The following is a 20,034-nucleotide window of genomic DNA, read 5'->3' on the forward strand; positions in this document are numbered from 1 at the left end:
GCGTTGTTGCATAAATCACCCTGAGGCCGATCTACCCCAAACCTCAGACGGATTTACGCAGCAGCGACCGTCTGGGGTGTGCCCAGAGCGGTAAATTGATTGAGGATTGACGCTCGAATATTGAGCTCGGCCACCTGGCGTTCAAACGTCCTGGCCATCACCTTCTCGCCCAGGCGCTTGAAGCAATTCATCTTGGTCTCCACCAAAGACCTTCGGTGGTAGCCGCTCCAGCGTTTCCAGATAGCCCGCCCCAACTGCCTACACGCCTTGACCGCTTCATTGCGGTGAGCAAATGCCAGCCCCTTGCGTAGCTTCGCTCCCTTGCGTGGCGGGATGATTGGAATGGCTCCCCGCAGGTAGCAGGCCTCATGCACATCCTTGGTGTCATAGGCCCCATCACCAGTCAAGCTAGCTACCTGTTCATGGCTGGGGATCTGGCCCAGTAAGACAGCGGCCATGGGCGAGTCACCTACTTCATTGGTTGTGACTGCGATAGCCCGAATCTGCAGTGTCTGGGCATCAATACCCAGATGCACCTTGCGCCACTGGCGGCGGCGCTCGGCACCGTGCTTTTTGGTTTTCCACTCACCTTCGCCCAAGAACTTGATGCCCGTGGAGTCGACCAGCAGGTGCAAGCCTTTCTCGCTTGCTCGGTAGTGCACCTGCACATTCAAGCTCTTTTGTCTGCGACACACCGTGCTGTAGTCGGGCACTGACCAAGGCAGGCCTGCCATACGCAATAGCGATTGCACCAGGCCCAGTGTCTGGCGCAAGGGCTGCCCAAACAAGCCCTTGATGGTCAGGCAAAACTGGATGGCCGCATCTGAGAACTTCTGGCAACGACCACGCTTGCCCCTGGGCTGGGCCAGCCACTGCATGTCCTTATCCAGCCAGATGGTCAGGTCTCCTCGCGCTTTCAACGCTGCGTTGTACGCCTTCCAGTTCGTTGTGCGGTACTTAACCCGACCCCAGCTCGTCTCACTCATCTCCCGAGCCTACCTCACCTGCGACCGGCATTTATGCAACAACGCCGCTCACCGCCTCTTGTTTCACCGTCCGGCGCAATCTAAGTGTTTACACCATATATGGTTCGAAACCAAAGCCAATACTATTGGAACATGTCTGGCATGCCACACATATACCAGACATGAGCCAGAACTGAAGCGCTAGCTGCGCTGCGTCGTCCACCCCATCTTTCATACGTTAAGAGGATTCAATGGAGCAAGCTGACATCGTCGACAATGCCACGATCACCCCGCTCGAAGGGCCGCTTGGTGCGGTCATTACCGGCGCTGACCTTTCCCGCCCGCAGACTACGGACCAGATCCAGATCTTTCGCACTGCTCTCGACAAGTACGGAGTGCTTTGCTTCCGTGCTCAGATCCTGAATGAGCAGCAGCAAATTGACTTCTCCGAGCAGTGGGGCGCCCTGGAAGACTTTCCTGAGGAAAACAAAACGGTGGCTGCCTCCACCGTTTACAACGTTGCAAACGTGTCGGCGCTAGGCGAGCATCTGCCAGAGACCGATCATCGGGTTATCTTTCAAAAGGTAAACGCCCTGTGGCACACGGATAGCTCTTACCGCTACGTGCCAGCCTATGCGTCCTTGCTCTATGGGATCGAGGTGATGCCGGACGAAGCGCAGGGTGGGCGCACTGGCTTCTCGAATATGGTGCTGGCCTATGAGGCGCTGCCGCAAGATCTGAAAGACAAGATCGAGCCGCTGCACATGGTCCACTCGTACGAGCATGGCCGCCGTATGTATGCCTCACTGCCTCCGCTGTCTAACTTCGAGAAGAACACGGTCCCTCCTGTGTCCCACCCTCTGGTGCGTGTTCACGAAGATGGGCGACGATCCCTCTTCATCACCGCCAACGCTGGTAACGAGGTCAGCGGACTTTCACTTGAAGAAGGACAAGCACTGCATCGAGAGCTGATCGAGCATGTGTCACGCCCAGAGTTCTGCTACTTCCACAAGTGGCAGAAGGGCGATCTGGTGGTTTGGGACAACCGGACCACGCTGCACAAGGCGGAGGTGTATGACATGACGCGCTACCGCCGTGTCTTCCGGCGCACAACGCTTGCAGGAAAAGGCCCTGTTCTAGGCCCGTTCTCGAACGCGGTGCGCGCTCGCTCGATTAATTCCAAGTGAGGCTCATAACATGCTGTTTGATTTCAGCGGAAAGCATGCGCTCGTTTCTGGAGGAACGAGCGGGATCGGTCTGGCCATCGCACAGGCACTATGTAGTGCCGGATGCACTGTCACCAGCGCAGGTCTACTAAGTGATGTTCCTGACAGCAACGAAGATCTCAAGTTTGTGGAGATGGATGTCACAAATAGCGGCTCCATCGATCGGGTGGTGAGTACCTGCCGAAAGCTCGACATTGTGATCAACGCTGCTGGCGTCATTCGCCGAGGGGAAGAGCATGATCCGACAGTGTTCCAGCGGGTCATCGACATCAACCTAAACGGATCGATGCGGGTGGCTGCCTCGGCGCGGTATCACCTTTCTCAAAGCGGTGGGTGCCTTGTCAACATCGCGTCGATGCTTAGCTTCTTTGGTGGCGGGCTGGTTCCGGCGTATAGCGCAAGCAAAGGTGGGGTTGCACAGTTAACTAAGAGCCTGGCTATTGCATGGGCCAGTGACGGCGTGCGCGTGAACGCAGTAGCTCCGGGCTGGATTGCGACGCCTTTGACCAAAGGTCTGCAGGAGGATCCCCAGCGAAGTGCATCACTCCTTCAGCGCACTCCTTTAGGACGCTGGGGGGAACCCAATGACATCACTGGTCCTGTGATGTTCCTTTGTTCGAGTGCAGCTTCGTTCGTCACGGGTGCTGTGCTGCCTGTAGATGGCGGCTATCTGGTCGCCTGAGCGGTACCAACGAAAGATCAAGATGAATGAGAACACTTTGAAAACAGAAGGCGATCGTCCGTCGCGAGCTGGAGGTCTAGACATGTCGCGCATGCCATATCAGCTGCCCCTCCCGAAGGAGGTTTCCCAAGACATCGTTGTTAGCCCTGTGATTCCTGACGACGAGCGAGTCTGGGTTCCGCAAATGGAGAACGTCTGGTTTCGCCCGCTTTGCCTCAACACCGTGCAGGGCTACTGGGTGAATCTCTTACGAGTTCGCAAGTCGGGCGTGCTTAGCCGACATCGCCATCCAGCTCCTGTGCATGGGGTGGTTCTACGCGGTTCCTGGCACTACCTTGAGCACGACTGGAAAGCCACCGAAGGCTCCTACGTCTTTGAGCCTCCAGGCGAGACCCATACGCTGGTGGTGCCTGAGAACGTGCCCGAGATGATCACAATGTTCCACATTACCGGCGCAATGATCTATGTCGATCCTTACGGCCGACAGACAGGCTACGAGGACGTGTTCACGAAGATCGAGATGTGCCGAGCGCACTACACCAAAACCGGGCTTGGCGGCGACTACGTCGACCAGTTCATTTGCTGAGGCTTTTTACCTCACTGATTATTCAAAAAAGGAGACAAATCATGAACCAACTCCAACGTCGCTCCTTCCTTGCGGCATTGGCTCTTTCATCGTCTTCATTTGCTACGACCGCAGCCGCATCTGAATACCCGGGTCGGACCATCGAACTGGTAGTTCCATTTCAAGCTGGAGGAGGCACTGACGCGGTAGCTCGTTCATTCTCCGTTGCAGCCCAGAGGAGTTTTCCCAAGGGCATTGTTGTTATCAACAAAGCAGGGGCCAGCGGAGGGATCGGATGGAATTACATGATGAACGCCAAGCCAGACGGTTATACGCTTGGGGTAGTGACGGTCGAAATGGTGATCCTGCCTCACCTGAACCTCTTCAACCGCAACTATTCGGACGTAACCCCCATAGCTCAGCTAAATGCTGATCCTGCTTCGATTGTTGTTCGAACTGATTCGCCATACAAAACACTCGACGACTTCATTGCGGCTGCGCGCAAGGAGCCCGGAAAGTTTTCTATGGGCACTGCAGGGAATGGATCGATCTATGACATTGCTGCTGCGGCCTTTGAAGAAAAGACTGGCCTTCAGTTCAATCGCATTCCCTACCAGGGCGCAGCGCCCTCGATCCTTTCGCTTCTGAGCAGTCAAATCGATGCAGTCACAGCCAGTCCGGGAGAAGTGGCGACTTATGTTGCTGCTGGTAAGCTTCGAATTCTTGGCGTGATGGCGGAGAAGCGCCTCAGTGAGTTCAAGGACGTTCCGACCATGAAGGAGAAGAACATCGACGTTGTCATTGGGACTTGGAGGGGCATCATGGGTCCAAAGGGACTTCCTCCGCATGTTGTTCGGATGCTCAAGACTTCGGTTGCCGAGATCGTCAAGGATCCGGAGTTCCAGACGACTTTGAAGAAGCTCAATCTTGGCTTCGTCTATGCCGACGATGAAGGCTTCAAGACGGTGATGGAGCGTGACAATGAAATCTTCAGAAAACTAATTCCGCGACTCAAGATCGCTACCAACTGAATCGCACCGGGTTTGGTGGAGGCTAGTTTGTTGAAGTGCAGGCGTTAGCCTGCACGGTATTGGCAACTTGCCGCCATTGAAGAGTTCATCGAGACAGTTGATTCATATATTCGTTGGTATAACGAAAAACGAATCAAGATCTCCCTGGGTGGCCTCAGTCCCATCGAGTATCGGGAGAGCCTTGGGCTTGCAGCGTAAAACCAGTCTAAGTTTTTATCCGCACCCCCAGTGGGTCACTTCTGGGTGGAAATCAACACGCAAAACTTCAGGAACTGACGGTGATGCCCAAATCGACGCAGATTCCCTGCCTCGGCAAGGATGGTCAATGCATTGATGGGCCCAACGCCTGGCAAGGACATCAGATGGTTGTAGTCGGCCTCGTTCGCGAGAAGGTCCTGCACCTGCTGTTCGAGCTGACGGCGTAGCTCATTGAGCTGCTGGTAGTGACGCAGCGTGAATCGGAACATCTGTACGGCAACGCTTTGTGGATCATGCGGTAGTGCTCCCGAGTCTGCACATGCCTCCCAGATCTCAGTGAGCTTAGCTACGCGATGCACGCGGCGCCCCACCAAGGCAGAGGCCCGCTCGATGAATTCCTGGCACGTGTGCTGCCGCACATGCACTGGAGTGGGGAACTCGATCATGAACTTCACCCACCACTCGTTGCGGGTGCTGCTCCAGTATTTATGCATCTCAGGGAAGTACAGAGGAACGTGGTGATTGATGATTGCGTGCTGCACCTTGGTTCTAGCGCGGCTGATCTGGTAGTAGGTCTTCGATAGCTCCTGGATGTCGTGATGACCGGCCAGCATGGGGTCGACATACTGCTGAACCCGTCCCTGCTTGAGCATCTCCAGAATGACGGCGGCATCCTTCGGATCATTCTTGTCCCAGGAGTTGTACATGGCTTCGCGGAACCGGGACTGGGCCACGGAAGAGATCGAGACAACGTCGAAGCCCGCTGTGAGCAACCGATGTGCGATCGGGCGGTGATAGTCCCCCGTGGGCTCCAGGGCCACGCGACAGCGACCGCCAAGGCTATGCAGGAAGTCAACCAGGCGCTGCATGTCTGCGGCACTGTTGGTCATGCGAAAACGGTACCGCTGAGCCGATGAAGTCTCGATAAGAACGGCATTGCAGTAGCGGGCTACATCGATTGCAACCCAGTGCATTGGGGAGATAAGTAGGTTCGTGTCAGCCATGGCATGGGGCTCCTTCGGCAGTTAGCAGTCCAAAGGATGCTTGCTGCCGAAAGTGGCTGACAACTACTATGCATTTACTACGGACCGGAGTTCGTCAGCCAAGCCATCTTGGAGTGGATCGCGCAGGCTGGCATCGCCACCGTACTCAACGATCCTGGCAAGCCGTGGCAGAACGGCACCGATGAAAGCTTCAATGGCAAATTCCGTGATGAATGTCTATCCGTCGAGTGGTTCCGCTCGCGTCGTGAGGCCGTCGTCCTGATAGAAGCCTGACGCAATCACTACAACGAGGTGCGTCCGCACAGTAGCCTGCAATACTTAACCCCGGTAGAGTTCAAACGCGAACTCCGCCAGAAACTGCAACCCGCCGTCTTCTAGGAAAAACTGTCTCGACTAAGATGTTCAGTCCCACAGTGAGATGGTGCGGATGAAGTCTAAAGCGGCTTGGATCTTTTTCCCACGCCTCGCACATCGCACGGAATGGTGTCTTCTACCTGAGCGCTCTCAAGTGTTTGCCGAAGTTGTAGCTTTGAACAAATGCCTGGACATGCTTCCGTAGCTGCTCCAGGCCCTCGTACTCATACGCCTTGATCGTGGATTCCTTGATGGTCCGGTTCATGCGCTCGACCATGCCATTAGTCCAAGGGTGGTACGGCTTGGTATGTCGTTTCTCGATTCCATTGAACTTGCAGATGCGCTCGAAGATGTGACCGATGCATGTGTCGGTGACGCCGCCTCTGAAGCGTTCTTGCCCTGTGAAGGCCATGCCGTTGTCCGTCAGAACGGTATGTATGCGGTACGGGAAGGCCACGAGCACCTCCCGGAGGAACTGCGCTGCGTTGGCTTTCGTGGCCCTGTCAAAGAACGCGACATGCGTGAATTTTGTGACGCGGTCTATGGCGACAAACATGTGCTGTTTTCCGCTGGAGATCTTCATTTCGGCGCTGTCGATGTGAACGAAGCCGAGCGTCGTTCCGTGCCTTCGTTGCAGGTGTGTTGCGGGCTGTCGGCTGACTCCATGACGCTGCAGGCATCGATGCAAGGCGCTGCGGCTGAGCTTGGGCGCCGTCTCCAAGAGTTGCCCCATGAGATCGTCAAGCGATAGATGCCCTTGCTTTCGTAACGCAATTGCCAGGTGTTCTTGCTCTTGAGAAAGATGCTGGCTTGCTCTGCCCCGAGGACCCATGGGCTCATCGAGCACCGAGGTGCGCGCACGCCACTTGGCCACGGTCTTGGGGTTGATGCCGTAGAGCTTCGCCAAGGACCGATGGGAGCCGGTCGCTAGCTGGAGCTCTGCGCGGATACGCGGCGTTGTGCGGGCGCTGCCATGCAGGCGGATTGCCATAGTGCTTTCTCCTGTTCCAGGCTGAAGAATGCACCATGACTTCCTGGGACCGTACATCTTAGGCATGGCATGGCGATTTGCGCTGGTAATACACAGAGCCTTGGCTGATGCACATCAACTGCGCTTGACGGGTGAGCGACAGGTCATGGCTGCGGTCAATCATCGACTGTCGCTGAGCAATCCAGCTTTGCTCCGCGCACCGTGCAAAAAATCCTTCTCCAAGGTGAGTTGCCCTATCTTGGCATACAGCTCTTTGAGGTTCATCACAGGTGCTGTAGGTGCCAGCGCTGGGCCAAACACGTCTGCAGCTCGCGTCAACAGCAGTCGTTTCCAGTCCGCTATCCGGCTGGGATGGACTTCATACTGCGGAGCTCGCTCAGCAACAGTGCGCTCTCCGCACACAGCCTCCAAGACTACCTTGGCTTTGAAGGCGGCGCTGTGCTTGCGTCTCGATTTGATGCTTATAGACCTCTTCAGGTGCGGTCTGCTGCGAGGCCATTTTTACGGGAAGAGATCTCGCTTAGGGATGCACTGCACGAATCCACGCCTGATGTGCTTGCAAGGGCCTGAAGCCCAGACAATACAAACATGAAGCAAAGCAGCCTGGGCCTGAGCAACACCGTCAAGCGCACGCGCAAGCGGGAATTCCTCGATGCGGTGGAACTGGTGGTTCCCTGGGCTGAACTGGTCGCGTTGATAGAACCCTACGCCCCCGAGAGCGGACGGCGGGGCGAGCAGCCCTTTACGGTGCAGACGCTGCTGCGCATCCACTTTATGCAACAGTGGTCCAAGCTCAGCGACCCGGCCATGGAGGAAGCCCTGCATGATGAACCAGCCTTCCGTGACTTCGCGGGTCTGTCCCACTGGGATGGGCTCATCCCCAGCGAATCGCGCATCCTGCGCTTCAGGCACCTGCTGGAGCGCCACAAGCTGGCCGAACAAATCCTGGCCACCGTGAATGCGCTGCTGCAAGCCAAGGGATTGCAATTGAAGGCGGGCACCGTGGTGGATGCCACGCTGATTGCGGCGCCGAGTTCGACCAAGAACAAGAGCGGCGAGCGCGACCCCGAGATGCACCAGAGCAAGAAGGGCAACCAGTGGTACTTCGGCATGAAGGCCCACATTGCAGTGGATGCGGACTCGGGCCTGGTGCATACGGTACGAGGCACCAGTGGCAACGTGAACGACATTGTCGAAGCCAATAGCGTTTGGAGGATTTCCATCGATGCGGGAGATGCGGGTCCACCAACGAAAAATGCCAGTGAGCTCTTGGCTGACTGGCATCGGGTGTGGGCCGGTTCCGGTTTTATTCCGGTTTTAGGTTAGCCAGCTTGGCCGCTGCGATGACCCGGCTATTTTCAGATGCGAGCTTTGCCGCCAACTCGACAGGACCTCCAGCAATGGAGTCGACTCCTGCTTTTTCCAGCTTGCTCTTGACCTCGGGATCGTTGACAGCTTTCTTGACCGAATCGCTGATCCTGTTCCTATAGGCCTCGGGCGTTCCTTTCTTGGCCAGCATGACCACGGTAAAGCCAAAGTCAAAGTTCTTGGCGTACTCGGAAATGGCAGGGATGTCCGGATTGGCCTTGCTGCGAGCCAAGGTGTTGGTCGCCAGTATCCTGGCCTTGCCGCTTTGGACGAAGCCCATCAGGGTCGGGGGAGAGGCGAATGTGATGTCGACCTGGTTGCCGATCAGTGCCGGAATGGAGGCGGAGCTACCCTTGAACGGGACATGCCTGACATCGATACCCAGCGAATAGGCCATGGCCTCTGCCGTCAGGTGGTGGATGGAGCCGATTCCGGAAGACCCGTAATTCAACTCGCCGGGATGCTCTTTCGCATATTGAATGAAATCCTTCATGTTCTTGAACGGGGCGGAAGAGTTCGTTACCAGCAGCAGAGGGGCCACACCGACCAGGGAAACGGGATCCAGATCTTTCTGGGCATCGTACTTGAGGTTCTTGATGATGATCGGAGAAACTGCCAGTAGGGGGCCGTCCGTCATCAGGAGGGTATGACCATCAGCAGGGTATTGCTTGATTGCCGTGACGGCAACTCCGCCGCCGCCGCCGGGCTTGTTTTCGACAATGACCGGTTGCTTGAGGTCTGCCTGCATTTTCTCGGCCAGAACCCGGGCCACGGTGTCCGGTAGCCCCCCGGGAGCGTAGGGTACGACCAGCTTTACGGGCTTGTTCGGGAAATCGCTATCAGCATATGCAAAGATTGACAACGCCTGGAGGGCAATTGCCGCCGATATTTTCAAGAAAATTCCTCTTGTCATGACATGTCTCCTGCTTTTTATGATTTCTCGCGGCACCGACGCCATCTGCTCATGTACCGGCATTAAGATGTCCGCACAATACATGTGGCTGGGGCGAAAGCTCCGTGATGGGCGGCATCCTGTTTAAAAATGACATGCACATTTGCTGTCCAGCAGCAACGCATGCGGGCGAGGCAGATTGATGCGAAGTCAGGCTTGGCCACCTTTTTTAGATAGTGGAGGCAACTGCTTCTCTTCATTAGCATGCCTCACCTATATTTTATTAGACGTCTAAAATTATTATTAGAGGGCTAGCATGATTTTTGGTCGGGAGTATCCCTAGCCTCTGGGAGCATGGATCCCGCGTTTGGGTGGGGATGTCTGGGTCTTGGCTTGGGGAGGGATGTCTCGGATGTCCCCTGGAGCACTGTCAAAGCTTACGTCGCAGCACGATGGGCTTGCCGCCCATATTCAGCTTGGTCATCCAGGCGGCCAGTGCGGAGTCCAGATAGTCTGCATGACCTGGGAACCACTGGAAGAGGGCCATGCCGATATCCTGGACTACGTCGGCGCCGGCTTGTCCTTGTGCAACAGCTTCCTTGACCTCGCGGACCGACTTCAGCACTGCCGCATGCTCGTCGAGATGGCAGTCCCGAGGAGGGAAGTTCGTGGTGCGCATCCATTCATCTTCCTGCTCGAAATGGCTGATGGCATGCTGCTCGAACTCTTCGATGGCCTGGGCTGCATTCTTCTCCGTGCAGGTCACCAGTTTCAGCGCAGTCGCGTAGAACTCCTCATGCACATTATCCATGGGCGTAAATCCCAGCAAGCGAGCATCGGTCCAGGCGAGACTGTTGTCGTCGACCGGTGTGGGCGCACTGGCATCCCGAGCCCTGGGGGCTGAGGTAGAAGTCTGCTCATTCATGTTCAATGTCCCTTGTTATGTTGGTATGCCAATGCTTGGCCGTGCCAACCGGAGTGTCTGTTCCGGCAACGGTGCGGGTAGGACCGTCATCAGCGATGCCGGCTCAGAGGTCCAGCACCAATTCCGCAGATTTTGCACGGGATACGCAGACCATAATCTGTGCATCCTTCTCATCGTCTCGCAGCACGAGATCCCGGTGGTCCGCTTCGCCTGAGCATAATCCTACCCGGCAGGAGCCGCAGGTACCGCTTTCGCAGGAGCTTGCCACGCGCACGTTCGAGGCACGCAGAACGTCCAGAATCGAGCGGTCGGTCGGAACTTGCAATGAGGTGCCGGTGCGCTTAAGCTGCACCGTGAATGGCCTGTTTTCCTTTGTGTTGGCATTGCCGGCGCCGAAGCTTTCAAAGTGAACGGTGCCGGACGGCCAGTGGCCTGTCATGTCCTGGACGGTATCCATCAGCGACTGCGGTCCGCAGCAATAGACGTGTGCGGCTTTGGGACGCTCGAACAGGGCCCAGAAGTCGAAGGCTTTCGCCGGGTCGCCGAAGCTGTGGTGGATCTTCACTAACGAGCGCCATTCGTTGCTGCTGAGCTCGTCGAGGAAGGCCGTGCCCTCTGGATCCCGGGCCAGATAATACAATTTGAAGTCCCGCAGGCCTTCAGCCTTTAGTTGGCGTGCCATGGACAGCATGGGCGTGATGCCGATGCCGCCAGCCACGAGAATGAATGACTTGGCGCGTTCATCAAGCGGAAATTCGTTGCGCGGCAGAGAGGCTTCGATCGAATCCCCTGCGGATGTGTCGTCGACCAGGCTCATCGAGCCGCCACGGCCATTGCTGTCGCGCTTCACGGCGATGACATAGCGATTGCACTCTTGCGAGTCGTTGCAGAGCGAATAGCTGCGGCGCATGCCGTTGGGGGCCACCAGCGTCAGATTCGAGCCAGCCTCGAATGGTGGCAGCGGCGCGCCCTCTGGGTGAGTAAGTTCAAAGCGCCAGATGTCGCGTGCAATCTTTTCCTTCTCCGCGATCTTCAGACGCAGAAAACCGCTTTCCTGGGTGGTCATGCCTGTCTTCCTTTACTTGCTCGACAATATTTGCAATTGTATTGCTAGAGATCTAGTAATGCAAGTGAAGTAGTTGACTTGCGCACGGTTCTGCGCCAGGGGTAAACCCCTGCTTGTCGGCGCTCACAAAGCCTTGTAACCTAATGAATAGACATCTAATTAATAGGTATCTAGTAATTTAAGGCTTGGTTGCGTCGGCTGGTAAAGCGAACTCAGACGTGTTCGCTGCTCCGCCAGGTCAAGTCGGCAGCAGACAAAACGCCTCCAAGAGACTCCGAAATGACAGATTCCACGTTGAACTACGTGGGTGCGCTTCCGCATCAAGCTTCCGGTCCGGCAATCGTCGAGACAACCTATCGCAAGATCACTCTCAGGCTGATGAGCTTCCTGTTCTTCTGCTGGGTGCTCAACTATCTTGAGCGCGTCAACATCAGCTTTGCGCAGTTGCACCTGAAGCACGATCTTGGTCTGAGCGATGGCGCTTACGGTCTGGGCATGAGTCTGTTCTTCATTGGCTACATCCTGCTGGAGGTGCCACGCCAGCAGGCACCACAAACCGGCGCATGACAATGCGCTCTGAATCGCTTTTGATCGTCACAAAGGAATCAACATGAGCAAGCTTCAACTGTCCATCGCGGTGGGCAATTACGACCGGATGCGTCCGCTGATCGACGGCGACGTCCAGATCGACGGTGTGGACCCTGTGTTCATGCTGCAGGATCCGGAAGAGATCTTCTTCCGTGCGTTCCGCACCGCAGACTACGACATCTGCGAGCTGTCGCTCAGCAGCTATTCGGTGAAGACCGCAGCTGGCACCTCGCCGTACATTGCCGTGCCGGTGTTCCCTTCGCGGGCATTCCGCCACAGCTCGGTCTACGTGCGTGCCGATCGCGGCATCAACAGCCCGGCCGACCTCAAGGGCAAGCGCATCGGCGTGCCCGAATACCAACTGACCGCCAATGTGTGGGTGCGCATGTTCCTGGAAGAGGAATACGGCGTGAAGGCCTCCGACATCCAATGGGTGCGTGGCGGCTACGAAGATCCGACCCGCATTGAGAAGATCTCGCTGAAGCTGCCTGAAGGTGTGTCGCTGGTGAACGCGCCGGAAGGCCGCACCATCTCGAACCTGCTGGCCGATGGCGAAATTGATGGCGTGATCGGGCCGCGTGCCCCATCGTGCTTCGACCATGGTCACCCGCAGGTCAAGTACCTGTTCGAGGATCCGCAGAAGGCTGCGGCCGAATGGTATGAGCGTCGCAAGCTGTTCCCGATCATGCACACGCTCGGCGTGCGCAAGACCCTGGCAGAGCAGCATCCCTGGCTGCCCGGCGCACTGGTCAAGGCCTTCGAGCATTCCAAGGCGGTAGCACTGACGCGCCTGAGCGACACATCGGCCACCAAGGTCACGCTGCCGTTCATCGAGGACCAGTTGCGCAATGCGCGCCGCCTAATGGGCCAGGATTTCTGGTCGTATGGTTTTGCCGAGAATGCCCATGTGGTTGACCGTTTCCTCGCGCAGCACCATGCAGAAGGCCTATCGAGCCGCCGCCTCCAGCCTGCCGAGCTGTTCCACCCGGCCAGCCTGGAGAGCTTCAAGATCTGATCTCATCAGCTGCTGCGGATATTGCCGCGCACCTGGTTGACCAGGTGCGCGGCGTTTTGTATGTACAGTCTGCTTTTCCGTTCGCCGCGGTATCACGTCTACAATGCACTCGCCCTGTGATGGCGCAAGGTATCCGTACCGATACCTTGATGCCCGGCTTGTTCGTATCGGTGTGGTTGGCATACCTTTTGAATTGACAAAGCATGAGTTCAGAACCGAGGAAGCGGTTCGTGCACTTGTGAAGGCACTATGATTTCAAGCATTCTGACGATGGCCGCGAAGGAGAAAGCATGACAGCCAGACCCTCTCCCAGCAAGGCACCGGATTCCAAAGAGAACCCTATCTTGCGGCATTGGCGCGAGGCCGTACCGGATGATCGTCTCGCTCACCTGGTGAAGGATGCAGGCCGGGCGATGGTTCGGGGGCTGCAGATGCGCCTGGCTCAGTATGAAGTTTCTTTCGGTCACTGGGCGTTTCTGCGCATTCTGTGGGTCACCGATGGACTGACGCAGAAGGAACTCAGCGACGAGGCTGGTACCACCACGCCGACCACTTTCAGTGCGGTGTCGGCGATGGAGAAGCTGGGATACGTCGAACGCCGCTATGCGCCCGGCAACCGCAAGAATACTCATGTGTATCTCACGCCTCGCGGTCGCAGCCTGGAAAGCAAGCTGGTTCCATTGGCCGAAGAAGTGAATGAGATCAGCGTCAAGGGCCTGAAAGGCTCGGAGATCGACATCGCGCGCAAGGTGCTGCTCACGATCATCGAGAACATGGCATGCGACGAAGCCGAGAAGGCACATGACTCGCTGCTGCGGATTCCTTCTACTCGGGAAATGGGGCACCTGATTGCCGCTCGCGGCGAGGAGTGCGAAAACTGTTGAACAGGCTCCAGGAAAGAAAAAACCTCGCACTGCGAGGTTTTTTCTTTCCTGGAGCCTGTCGTCAGAGCAGTACGTCCGTACCCATTTCGCTCGACTTCAGAATCGCGATGCAGATTTCCAGCGTGCCTTTTGCCCACTCCCCATCATGCAGGGGGGCCTGGCCCAGGATTACGGCATCGCACAGTTCGTCGATCACTTCGGCGCGCGGCACGGTCGGGCGCGAGAGAGCAAGCGTTTCGCGCTGCTGGTCGCCGTACACGACGACGGAATCGGGCAGGGGGCGCAAGTCGGCGCGTTCGCAGGACACGATCACCGGGCCGAAGTGCTGATGACTGCGTGTCGGTTCTTCTGCTGCCAGCGAGGGGGGCTTGTAGTCGGCACCACCGTACGTACCGGCAGCCTTGAGCTTGGCTTCGTCCTCTGCCGAGGCAATGGTGGCCAGGCGCTTGCGCGCACTGCCGTAGGCATCCGGATTCAGGTGATCGCCCATTTCGCCGATCCAGCCGGTCCACTCGTCACTGTTGAAGTGACCGTAGCCGTTGTACGAGAGTGAGGCATATGCGCCGTTCTCGAACCAGATCAGGGCGGAATAGGCGCCTTCGGTCGGGCGCAGTGGATCCCAGCGGCCAACGCTTGCGCGCAAGCGCGTGGCACGTGAGCCTGCGAGCATTCGCACGATATCGACCTGGTGTGCAGCCTGGCTGAAGACGGCACCACCGCCTTCGGCCGTCATCAGTTCTTCGGGTCGGCGCGGACGGTACAGGTAATCGGTGTAGTTGAAAGCCTGGATCATCCTCACCGCACCGAAATCGCCCGAGCGGATCAGTTCGCGCGTGCGCCGGTACGGTGTATCGAAACTGTGGCAGTGCCCGACGATCAGATGCACGTTCGCGGCGCGGCAGGCCGCGATCATGCGATCACAGTCGGCCGCGTTGAGCGCCATCGGTTTCTCGACCAGCACATGCTTGCCCCTGGCTGCAGCAATCTCGGTGTGCTGGGCGTGGAATTGGTGCGGGCTGGCCACGTAGATGGCCTCCACATCCGGGTCTTCGGCCAGGTCCTGCACGTCTGTGTAAGTCCTTGCGTTGAAGTCGGCAGCGAACTGCTGCCGGGCCTCTTCGCGAGGGTCGCACGCGGCAACGAGCTGAACCCTGGGGTCCTGCAGGAAGGTGGGCAGCATCAGCGAGAATGCCCGCCCCAGTCCTGCAACCCCGATGCGCAAACGGCGCTGTTCCATGGCCACTTCCATCCGTTGATTACTGCTTGACCTGGTAGTCGGTCGCGGCCACGGCGGATTGTTCGTCCGACACGGCATGCTTGGCGCTCACGTAGCGGACCTGGTATTCACGCCAATCGGTTTCCTTCGGCACCACGGCCTGGTACGAGCAGACCGTGCCAGGGATTGCCTTGGCACCGGTACCGATGGCCTTGCCGTCCTGCTTGTATTCGGCGATGGCATCGAGCATGCGACGACGGAACTCGACAATGGCGAGGTCACTGGCGCCCAGACGTTCGTCTGAACGGTCGGCGATGGGGCCCATCGTGACCCACATGGCGATGTCCTGGTTCGGGAAGCCCGTGATGCCGGTGAAGTTGCCGGCCTTCATGGCCTGGCGGTCTTGCCAGAAGCGGTTCTCGTGGTTGCGCAGCGGACGGAAGCGCTCGTCCAGATCCGGGCCGATCTGCGTGTGCAGGAACTTGCGCCAGGTTTCGGTTTCTGGTGTGGCGGCTGCATCACCCCAGGCGATAAAGTAGAACACCGTATTGGTGTCGTCCATCGGCACGTTGACGTTGGCGACGTTGTACAGGTTGTTCGGCGGAATCAGCACGGTGCCGGGTGCGACGAACACGGTCGAGCGAACATAGTCGTGCGTGGTGGCATTGAAGATCGGGCGGCGCAGGGCGGCGTAGCGGAAACCATATTCGGTGCGCTGGACCTGCAGGCGGGGAGCCTTGTCGGTGGAGGGGCGCAGCCAGTTCTTGTCCGTGGCTTCGGCGCCGGTCACGCGTGCCGGCACGAAATCCGACGAGTGCAGGCTGGAGCTGTGTGCGGAATCGATGGCGCCTTCGAGGATCTGTGCCCAGTTGCAGGGCAGCAGCACCTTGCCGATGCTCACACGGGTATCAGCCGTCGGTGCCCAGGCGGGAGCGACGAATTCGGGGACGGCGTCCTGAGCACCCATGTAGGCCCAGACCATGCCGCCCCATTCCTTGGTCGGATAGGCTGTGTGCTTGACTTTTTCGGCCATGCCGCTGGAGGCGGGCTCGGAGACCATTTCGAGTACGTTGCCTTGCACGTCGAACTTCCAGCCGTGGTACAGGCAGCGCAGGCCGCCGTCTTCGTTGCGGCCGTAGACCAGCGAGGCGCGGCGGTGCGGGCAGTACTCGCCGACCACGCCGACGCGGCCTTCGCTGTCGCGGAACACGACAAGGTCTTCGCCGAGGATGCGCGCCTTGACCGGTGCGCCGTCCGGTTCGCTGACCTCTTCAATCAGGCAGATCGGGGTCCAGTGTTGGCGCATCAGCTTGCCCATGGGGGCTTCGCCTTCTACGCGGCACAGCAATTCGTTTTCTTCATGAGTCAGCATCGTTGTCTCCTGGCGATTACTCGCCTTCAGCAGTGAAGTTTATTAAATTATATTAGAGATCTACTTATATTGGCAAGTTTGTTTGCCAAGACTATGTGGCGTCGATAGGTGGCGGCCTGCGGACAATCGCAAACCTTTGATCGAGAGACATGAAACAAAGCCCTCCCGGAATTTTCCGGGAGGGCTTTGGATGCTGTGTCAGAGGTAGGCAATCCAGCTTGATGTTGCTCGACTTGATCCACTTAGCGCGCTCGGCGCGGGCATAGTCGGCTACGGCTTCTGGTGTGCTGAGGAGATCTCTAGCCTCAGCCTTCTTGGCTTCGGGCGTTGCCAAAGCGCTGGCCAGGGTTTCGAGATTTGGGCGTGGCTGCGAGTACGACCACGCCCGGCCGGCATAGGCTTCGAGCCCTTTGAGGTCTTGATCGTCCGGCGTGGCCACATCCTTGAGCATGCTCAGGAGCTTCGGGCTGGCGACGCCGGTCGCCTGGATCTTGCCGCCCTACACATGCTGCAGACTCATGCCGTATCTACGAACATGAAGGGGATCTGTCGAGCTGCGCGTCCTGAACGGCCGGTGCTGCACTGCGGTAGGGCGCGTGCACGAAGTTCAACCCGCAGCGCATGCGCTGCAGCTCGGTCGCCAAGTGGTGGGGCTGCCTGCGCTGGCCTGCAGTGGAATAGCATCCTTGCCCCAGGCTTGAAATTCGTCGTAGCTCTTGATGGGCTGCTGGCTGTTGACCACCAGCAGTACGCGAAAGCGCACCAGCAGGACCTACTGGGGCAAAGTCTTTTTCGGCGATGTAAGTTAGCTTGGAGTCGATGTGAGGATTGGCGGCCAGCGTGCTGGTTCGCCATGTCGGCATGTCGGCATGTCGGCATGTCGGCATGGTGTAGCCTTCCGGTTTGGTGCGAGCCACGGCGCTGCTCCGATGTTGCTGGCTGCACCAGGCTTGTTGGTGACGATGCTGGCTTGGCCCAGGGCTTTGTCTGTTGGCAACGCCATAAAAAAGTGCCGAATTTCTCCGGCACCAAACCTTGGGAATAGCTACTCCACCGATACTTTTTGTTAGACGCAACAAAGCATTGAAAGGACGCTAAGTTACGCCATGAGCAGCCCTCAGAAGTTGTGCCGGACCCCCATGTAGATATTGTGCGAGCTTCCGTTCGCCGAGCCGACTAACGTTGCTGGAGCTTGAGCAGTTCCGGTGCCCAGTACGTACTGCGATCCGTTCTTGTTGGTAATCCGTGCGGCGCCAAAGTAGAGACGCGTTCGCTTAGACAGGTCATAGTCACCACCAAGGGCAATCCAATTGGCATCGCGATTGCCAGTCGTGGCCGTGTAGTCGGTGCGGTCGTTAACTCGGGTGAACTGGGCAATGGCGGTGAACGGCCCGAATGGCACGCGCACGCCGACGTTGATCAACCTAAACTCGCTCGTGGAAGTTCCTGGCAGTCGGGCGATGCCGCCGGTGCAGGTGCTGCAGGAGTTCTTCTCAACCGTCGTGCCGAGGAAAAACTTGGCGAAGCGGGCATCATAGGATCCTCCAAGCACCAATGCCGAGACCTTGCCCGAGGCAATGTTGTCCGCGCCCTCCTGTCGCTGGAAGCCAGCATTGAGGTCGAAGCCGCCAATCTGATAGCGCGCAGATACGCCGTAACCGCGACCGATCGTCACGGACTTCTCACCAAAGGAATACTGCCCGCGCACCTCAAGGCCATCCCAGCGCGGGGATACATAACTGATGGCGTTGTCTTGGCGCGCCGCTACCCCCATCGGCAACACCTGACGCTGCGTGGTTGCATTAATATTTCGGGTGAGCGCCAGCAGCCCGCCCGCCCCCTCCCGGATGAAGGCATCCACATTACCCTGTACTGAATAGTAGGGCGTAGGAATGCGCCCCATCTGCACGGTACCGAGCCTTGTATCGCTGAGGCCAACCGATGCTTCGCGCCCGAACGCACGGCCGCCTTGGGCCAACGTACCTGCGTCGAGGTAGAAGCCTTGCTCTAGGCGAAAGACGGCGGAGAGCCCTCCTCCCAGGTTCTCTACACCTCGGAAACCTAGGTTACTACCAGCGCTGCCGCCCGAATACACGCGACTGATGCTGGAGCCGCCCGAGTGGGGTGAGTCGACGCCGGAGTCTAGGCGTCCATAAATGGTGACGCTTCCTTGTGCGTTAGCTGCTCCGCAAACGTTGAGCAACACTGCGCATATCACAGCATGCTTGGCTAGTTGGATCATTGGTGTCTCCTTCATTTTGTTTTCGGGCCTTTGCCCTAATTCCTCTTCTTCACAATGCGCTTGATTCTTCACGGGCTGCCCTAAGCACAGCCTTCCAGCGTCCGCATGAGTGGCTGTTGGCTCGTCATTCCGGTTGGACTCCTGCCCGCGTCAGTACCGCACGAGTTTGCTTGAGCTCCTCTTCGATGTTCTGGGCAAAGGTGGCAGGGGACTCCCAGGTCGGCTGCATCCCCAGCGTTTCCAGGCGCTGCTTTATATCGGGCATTTCGGTGACCTTGCGCAGGGCATCGCTTAGGCGGGTGAGTTCCGCCGCAGGCAAGCCCTTGGCGGCCCAGAAGCCGTAGACGTTTTTGGTCGCCACGCTCGGCAACCCCGCCTCGGCGGTGGTCGGAATGTGCTTGAGCGGGCCCGACAGCCGCGTTTGCGATGTCGTCGCAATAGGCTTGAGCTTCCCGGAGTCCAGGTGGTGAGATGCCAGCAACGGCGTCATGAAGACGAAGCTCACCGAGCCGCCCATCACATCGAGGATCGCTTTGCCGGTGCCGTTATAGGGCACGATCGTGCCGCGCACCTTGGCCGCATCCATGAAGATTTCCGAGGCGATATGACCGGATGCCCCGCGGCCGGGGTGGGCAAAGGTGTATTTGCCGGGGGCTGTCTTCATGTCGGCAATGACCTCGCCCAGTCGGTCGGCCTTGACTAGCGCTGGGCTAGCCACCAGGACCATAGGCGTACGCACGACGGGGCCGACCGGGACGAAGTCGGCGATCGGGTCGTAAGGCGTTCCCTTAGTAACGAGCGGCGCAAGGTAGTGAATGCTAGAGCTGAAGAGCAGGGTGCTGCCGTCAGGCTTAGCTTGCAGCATTCGACTTGTTCCGATGCGGCCGTTGCCGCCAGCGATGTTCTCGACGATCCAGTTTTCCTTGAGTTCCGCGCCCATCTTCTCCGAGAAGATGCGCGCGAGGGTGTCGAGGTCTCCCCCGGTGGCGTAGGGGACGATCACGCGGACCGGGCGCTCGGCGGCGTGAGACAGAGTGGGCAGGGTGCAGACCAGCGCAAGCGTGAGCGCAAAGAGGCGACGATGGGACGGCATGTTCGTTGAATGTGGGGCAGGTGGAGGGCTGACTTGAGTGCCCGCAGTGTGGGGCTCGTGATTTAGGTGAGATGGGTGTTTATCCATATATAATTAAGTGGTTAACGATATTTTTAATTATTCGGCAACGACCTGATGCAAGTCAACACTCTGTTTTAGAGGATATTCACTGATGACAAGGAGATGTCATTCATGACTCAAGATCGGGATGCCTTTCGCGTTCGAGGCAGCGGACCTGATGTGATCTTTCGCTGATGATCTACATATAAATCCAGCATTCATGCGCTTTCTGAGGGGATTTCTTCGAGGGGTGGGGGGGCGCGTTTCCTTGCTTCTTACGGAAGAAAAAAGAGCGGA

At 57.9% G+C, this 20,034-nt stretch carries 17 protein-coding genes and 5 pseudogenes; 10 read left to right on the forward strand and 12 right to left on the reverse strand.

Annotated elements, in window-relative coordinates:
• Positions 1 to 53: 53 nt before the first annotated feature.
• The gene (locus QYQ99_RS18505; RefSeq protein ID WP_234686361.1) at positions 54 to 986 is read right to left on the reverse strand and encodes an IS5 family transposase; all 933 of its coding nucleotides are present in this window, start codon (positions 984 to 986) and stop codon (positions 54 to 56) included.
• Positions 987 to 1,216: 230 nt separating this feature from the next.
• On the opposite strand from QYQ99_RS18505, the gene QYQ99_RS18510 reads away from it, so the two are divergent.
• From QYQ99_RS18510 to QYQ99_RS18530, 5 genes and pseudogenes are all read left to right on the forward strand, one after another.
• Positions 1,217 to 2,152: a TauD/TfdA dioxygenase family protein gene (locus QYQ99_RS18510; protein ID WP_046462718.1), complete on the forward strand. Its 936-nt coding sequence runs from the start codon at positions 1,217 to 1,219 to the stop codon at positions 2,150 to 2,152.
• Positions 2,153 to 2,162: 10 nt separating this feature from the next.
• On the forward strand, positions 2,163 to 2,873 hold the full coding sequence (locus QYQ99_RS18515; RefSeq protein ID WP_046462717.1) for an SDR family NAD(P)-dependent oxidoreductase: 711 nt from the start codon (positions 2,163 to 2,165) through the stop codon (positions 2,871 to 2,873).
• An 82-nt stretch (positions 2,874 to 2,955) separates the two neighbouring features.
• Positions 2,956 to 3,459 (forward strand): 2,4'-dihydroxyacetophenone dioxygenase family protein, encoded by a 504-nt coding sequence (locus QYQ99_RS18520; protein WP_046462716.1) that lies wholly within the window; start codon positions 2,956 to 2,958, stop codon positions 3,457 to 3,459.
• A 41-nt stretch (positions 3,460 to 3,500) separates the two neighbouring features.
• On the forward strand, positions 3,501 to 4,469 hold the full coding sequence (locus QYQ99_RS18525) for a tripartite tricarboxylate transporter substrate binding protein (protein WP_302089473.1): 969 nt from the start codon (positions 3,501 to 3,503) through the stop codon (positions 4,467 to 4,469).
• Between the two features lie 75 nt (positions 4,470 to 4,544).
• Positions 4,545 to 4,667, forward strand: a pseudogene (locus QYQ99_RS18530) (IS3 family transposase); the annotation flags it as partial.
• Positions 4,668 to 4,702: 35 nt separating this feature from the next.
• Here the strand turns inward: QYQ99_RS18530 and QYQ99_RS18535 are convergent.
• Positions 4,703 to 5,671 (reverse strand): IS110 family transposase, encoded by a 969-nt coding sequence (locus QYQ99_RS18535; RefSeq protein WP_302089474.1) that lies wholly within the window; start codon positions 5,669 to 5,671, stop codon positions 4,703 to 4,705.
• Between the two features lie 81 nt (positions 5,672 to 5,752).
• Here QYQ99_RS18535 and QYQ99_RS18540 point away from each other — a divergent pair.
• A pseudogene (locus QYQ99_RS18540) lies at positions 5,753 to 6,049 on the forward strand (integrase core domain-containing protein); the annotation flags it as partial.
• Here QYQ99_RS18540 and QYQ99_RS18545 read toward each other — a convergent pair.
• Together QYQ99_RS18545 and QYQ99_RS28365 are read right to left on the reverse strand one after the other, a co-directional pair.
• Positions 6,006 to 7,016: pseudogene (locus QYQ99_RS18545) on the reverse strand (IS481 family transposase). The pseudogenes QYQ99_RS18540 and QYQ99_RS18545 overlap by 44 nt on opposite strands.
• A gap of 159 nt (positions 7,017 to 7,175) precedes the next feature.
• On the reverse strand, positions 7,176 to 7,418 hold the full coding sequence (locus tag QYQ99_RS28365) for a transposase (protein ID WP_367882817.1): 243 nt from the start codon (positions 7,416 to 7,418) through the stop codon (positions 7,176 to 7,178).
• 186 nt (positions 7,419 to 7,604) lie between these two features.
• On the opposite strand from QYQ99_RS28365, the pseudogene QYQ99_RS18550 reads away from it, so the two are divergent.
• A pseudogene (locus QYQ99_RS18550) lies at positions 7,605 to 8,258 on the forward strand (IS5 family transposase); the annotation flags it as partial.
• Between the two features lie 64 nt (positions 8,259 to 8,322).
• Here the strand turns inward: QYQ99_RS18550 and QYQ99_RS18555 are convergent.
• The 3 genes from QYQ99_RS18555 to QYQ99_RS18565 all read right to left on the reverse strand — a co-directional run bounded on the left by QYQ99_RS18555 (position 8,323) and on the right by QYQ99_RS18565 (position 11,267).
• Positions 8,323 to 9,297 (reverse strand): Bug family tripartite tricarboxylate transporter substrate binding protein, encoded by a 975-nt coding sequence (locus QYQ99_RS18555; RefSeq protein ID WP_302089475.1) that lies wholly within the window; start codon positions 9,295 to 9,297, stop codon positions 8,323 to 8,325.
• A gap of 409 nt (positions 9,298 to 9,706) precedes the next feature.
• A complete protein-coding gene (locus tag QYQ99_RS18560) occupies positions 9,707 to 10,201 on the reverse strand; it encodes a bacteriohemerythrin (RefSeq protein WP_302089476.1) in 495 nt (164 codons plus the stop codon).
• Between the two features lie 103 nt (positions 10,202 to 10,304).
• Positions 10,305 to 11,267, reverse strand: coding sequence for a PDR/VanB family oxidoreductase (locus tag QYQ99_RS18565; RefSeq protein WP_302089477.1), 963 nt, complete (start codon positions 11,265 to 11,267; stop codon positions 10,305 to 10,307).
• Between the two features lie 279 nt (positions 11,268 to 11,546).
• Here QYQ99_RS18565 and QYQ99_RS18570 point away from each other — a divergent pair.
• The 3 genes and pseudogenes from QYQ99_RS18570 to QYQ99_RS18580 form a co-directional block, all read left to right on the forward strand.
• Positions 11,547 to 11,804: pseudogene (locus QYQ99_RS18570) on the forward strand (MFS transporter); the annotation flags it as partial.
• Positions 11,805 to 11,877: 73 nt separating this feature from the next.
• Entirely contained in the window at positions 11,878 to 12,870 is a 993-nt protein-coding gene (locus QYQ99_RS18575) for an ABC transporter substrate-binding protein (protein ID WP_046462882.1), read from the forward strand.
• Between the two features lie 290 nt (positions 12,871 to 13,160).
• Complete coding sequence (locus tag QYQ99_RS18580) at positions 13,161 to 13,754, forward strand: MarR family winged helix-turn-helix transcriptional regulator (RefSeq protein WP_046462883.1); 594 nt, start codon at positions 13,161 to 13,163, stop codon at positions 13,752 to 13,754.
• Between the two features lie 61 nt (positions 13,755 to 13,815).
• On the opposite strand, the gene QYQ99_RS18585 is transcribed toward QYQ99_RS18580, so the two are convergent.
• From QYQ99_RS18585 to QYQ99_RS18605, 5 genes are all read right to left on the reverse strand, one after another.
• Positions 13,816 to 14,991 carry a Gfo/Idh/MocA family protein gene (locus QYQ99_RS18585; RefSeq protein ID WP_046462176.1) on the reverse strand — a complete coding sequence of 392 codons (1,176 nt, stop codon included), beginning with the start codon at positions 14,989 to 14,991 and terminating at the stop codon, positions 13,816 to 13,818.
• 19 nt (positions 14,992 to 15,010) lie between these two features.
• Complete coding sequence (locus tag QYQ99_RS18590) at positions 15,011 to 16,342, reverse strand: Rieske 2Fe-2S domain-containing protein (RefSeq protein ID WP_046462173.1); 1,332 nt, start codon at positions 16,340 to 16,342, stop codon at positions 15,011 to 15,013.
• Between the two features lie 91 nt (positions 16,343 to 16,433).
• Complete coding sequence (locus QYQ99_RS18595; protein ID WP_046462172.1) at positions 16,434 to 16,793, reverse strand: hypothetical protein; 360 nt, start codon at positions 16,791 to 16,793, stop codon at positions 16,434 to 16,436.
• A gap of 666 nt (positions 16,794 to 17,459) precedes the next feature.
• Positions 17,460 to 18,584, reverse strand: coding sequence for a porin (locus QYQ99_RS18600; protein ID WP_302089478.1), 1,125 nt, complete (start codon positions 18,582 to 18,584; stop codon positions 17,460 to 17,462).
• Between the two features lie 124 nt (positions 18,585 to 18,708).
• Complete coding sequence (locus QYQ99_RS18605; RefSeq protein ID WP_302089479.1) at positions 18,709 to 19,677, reverse strand: Bug family tripartite tricarboxylate transporter substrate binding protein; 969 nt, start codon at positions 19,675 to 19,677, stop codon at positions 18,709 to 18,711.
• Positions 19,678 to 20,034 lie beyond the last annotated feature (357 nt).

The organism is Comamonas testosteroni (assembly GCF_030505195.1).
GTDB classification, from domain to species: domain Bacteria; phylum Pseudomonadota; class Gammaproteobacteria; order Burkholderiales; family Burkholderiaceae_C; genus Comamonas; species Comamonas testosteroni_G.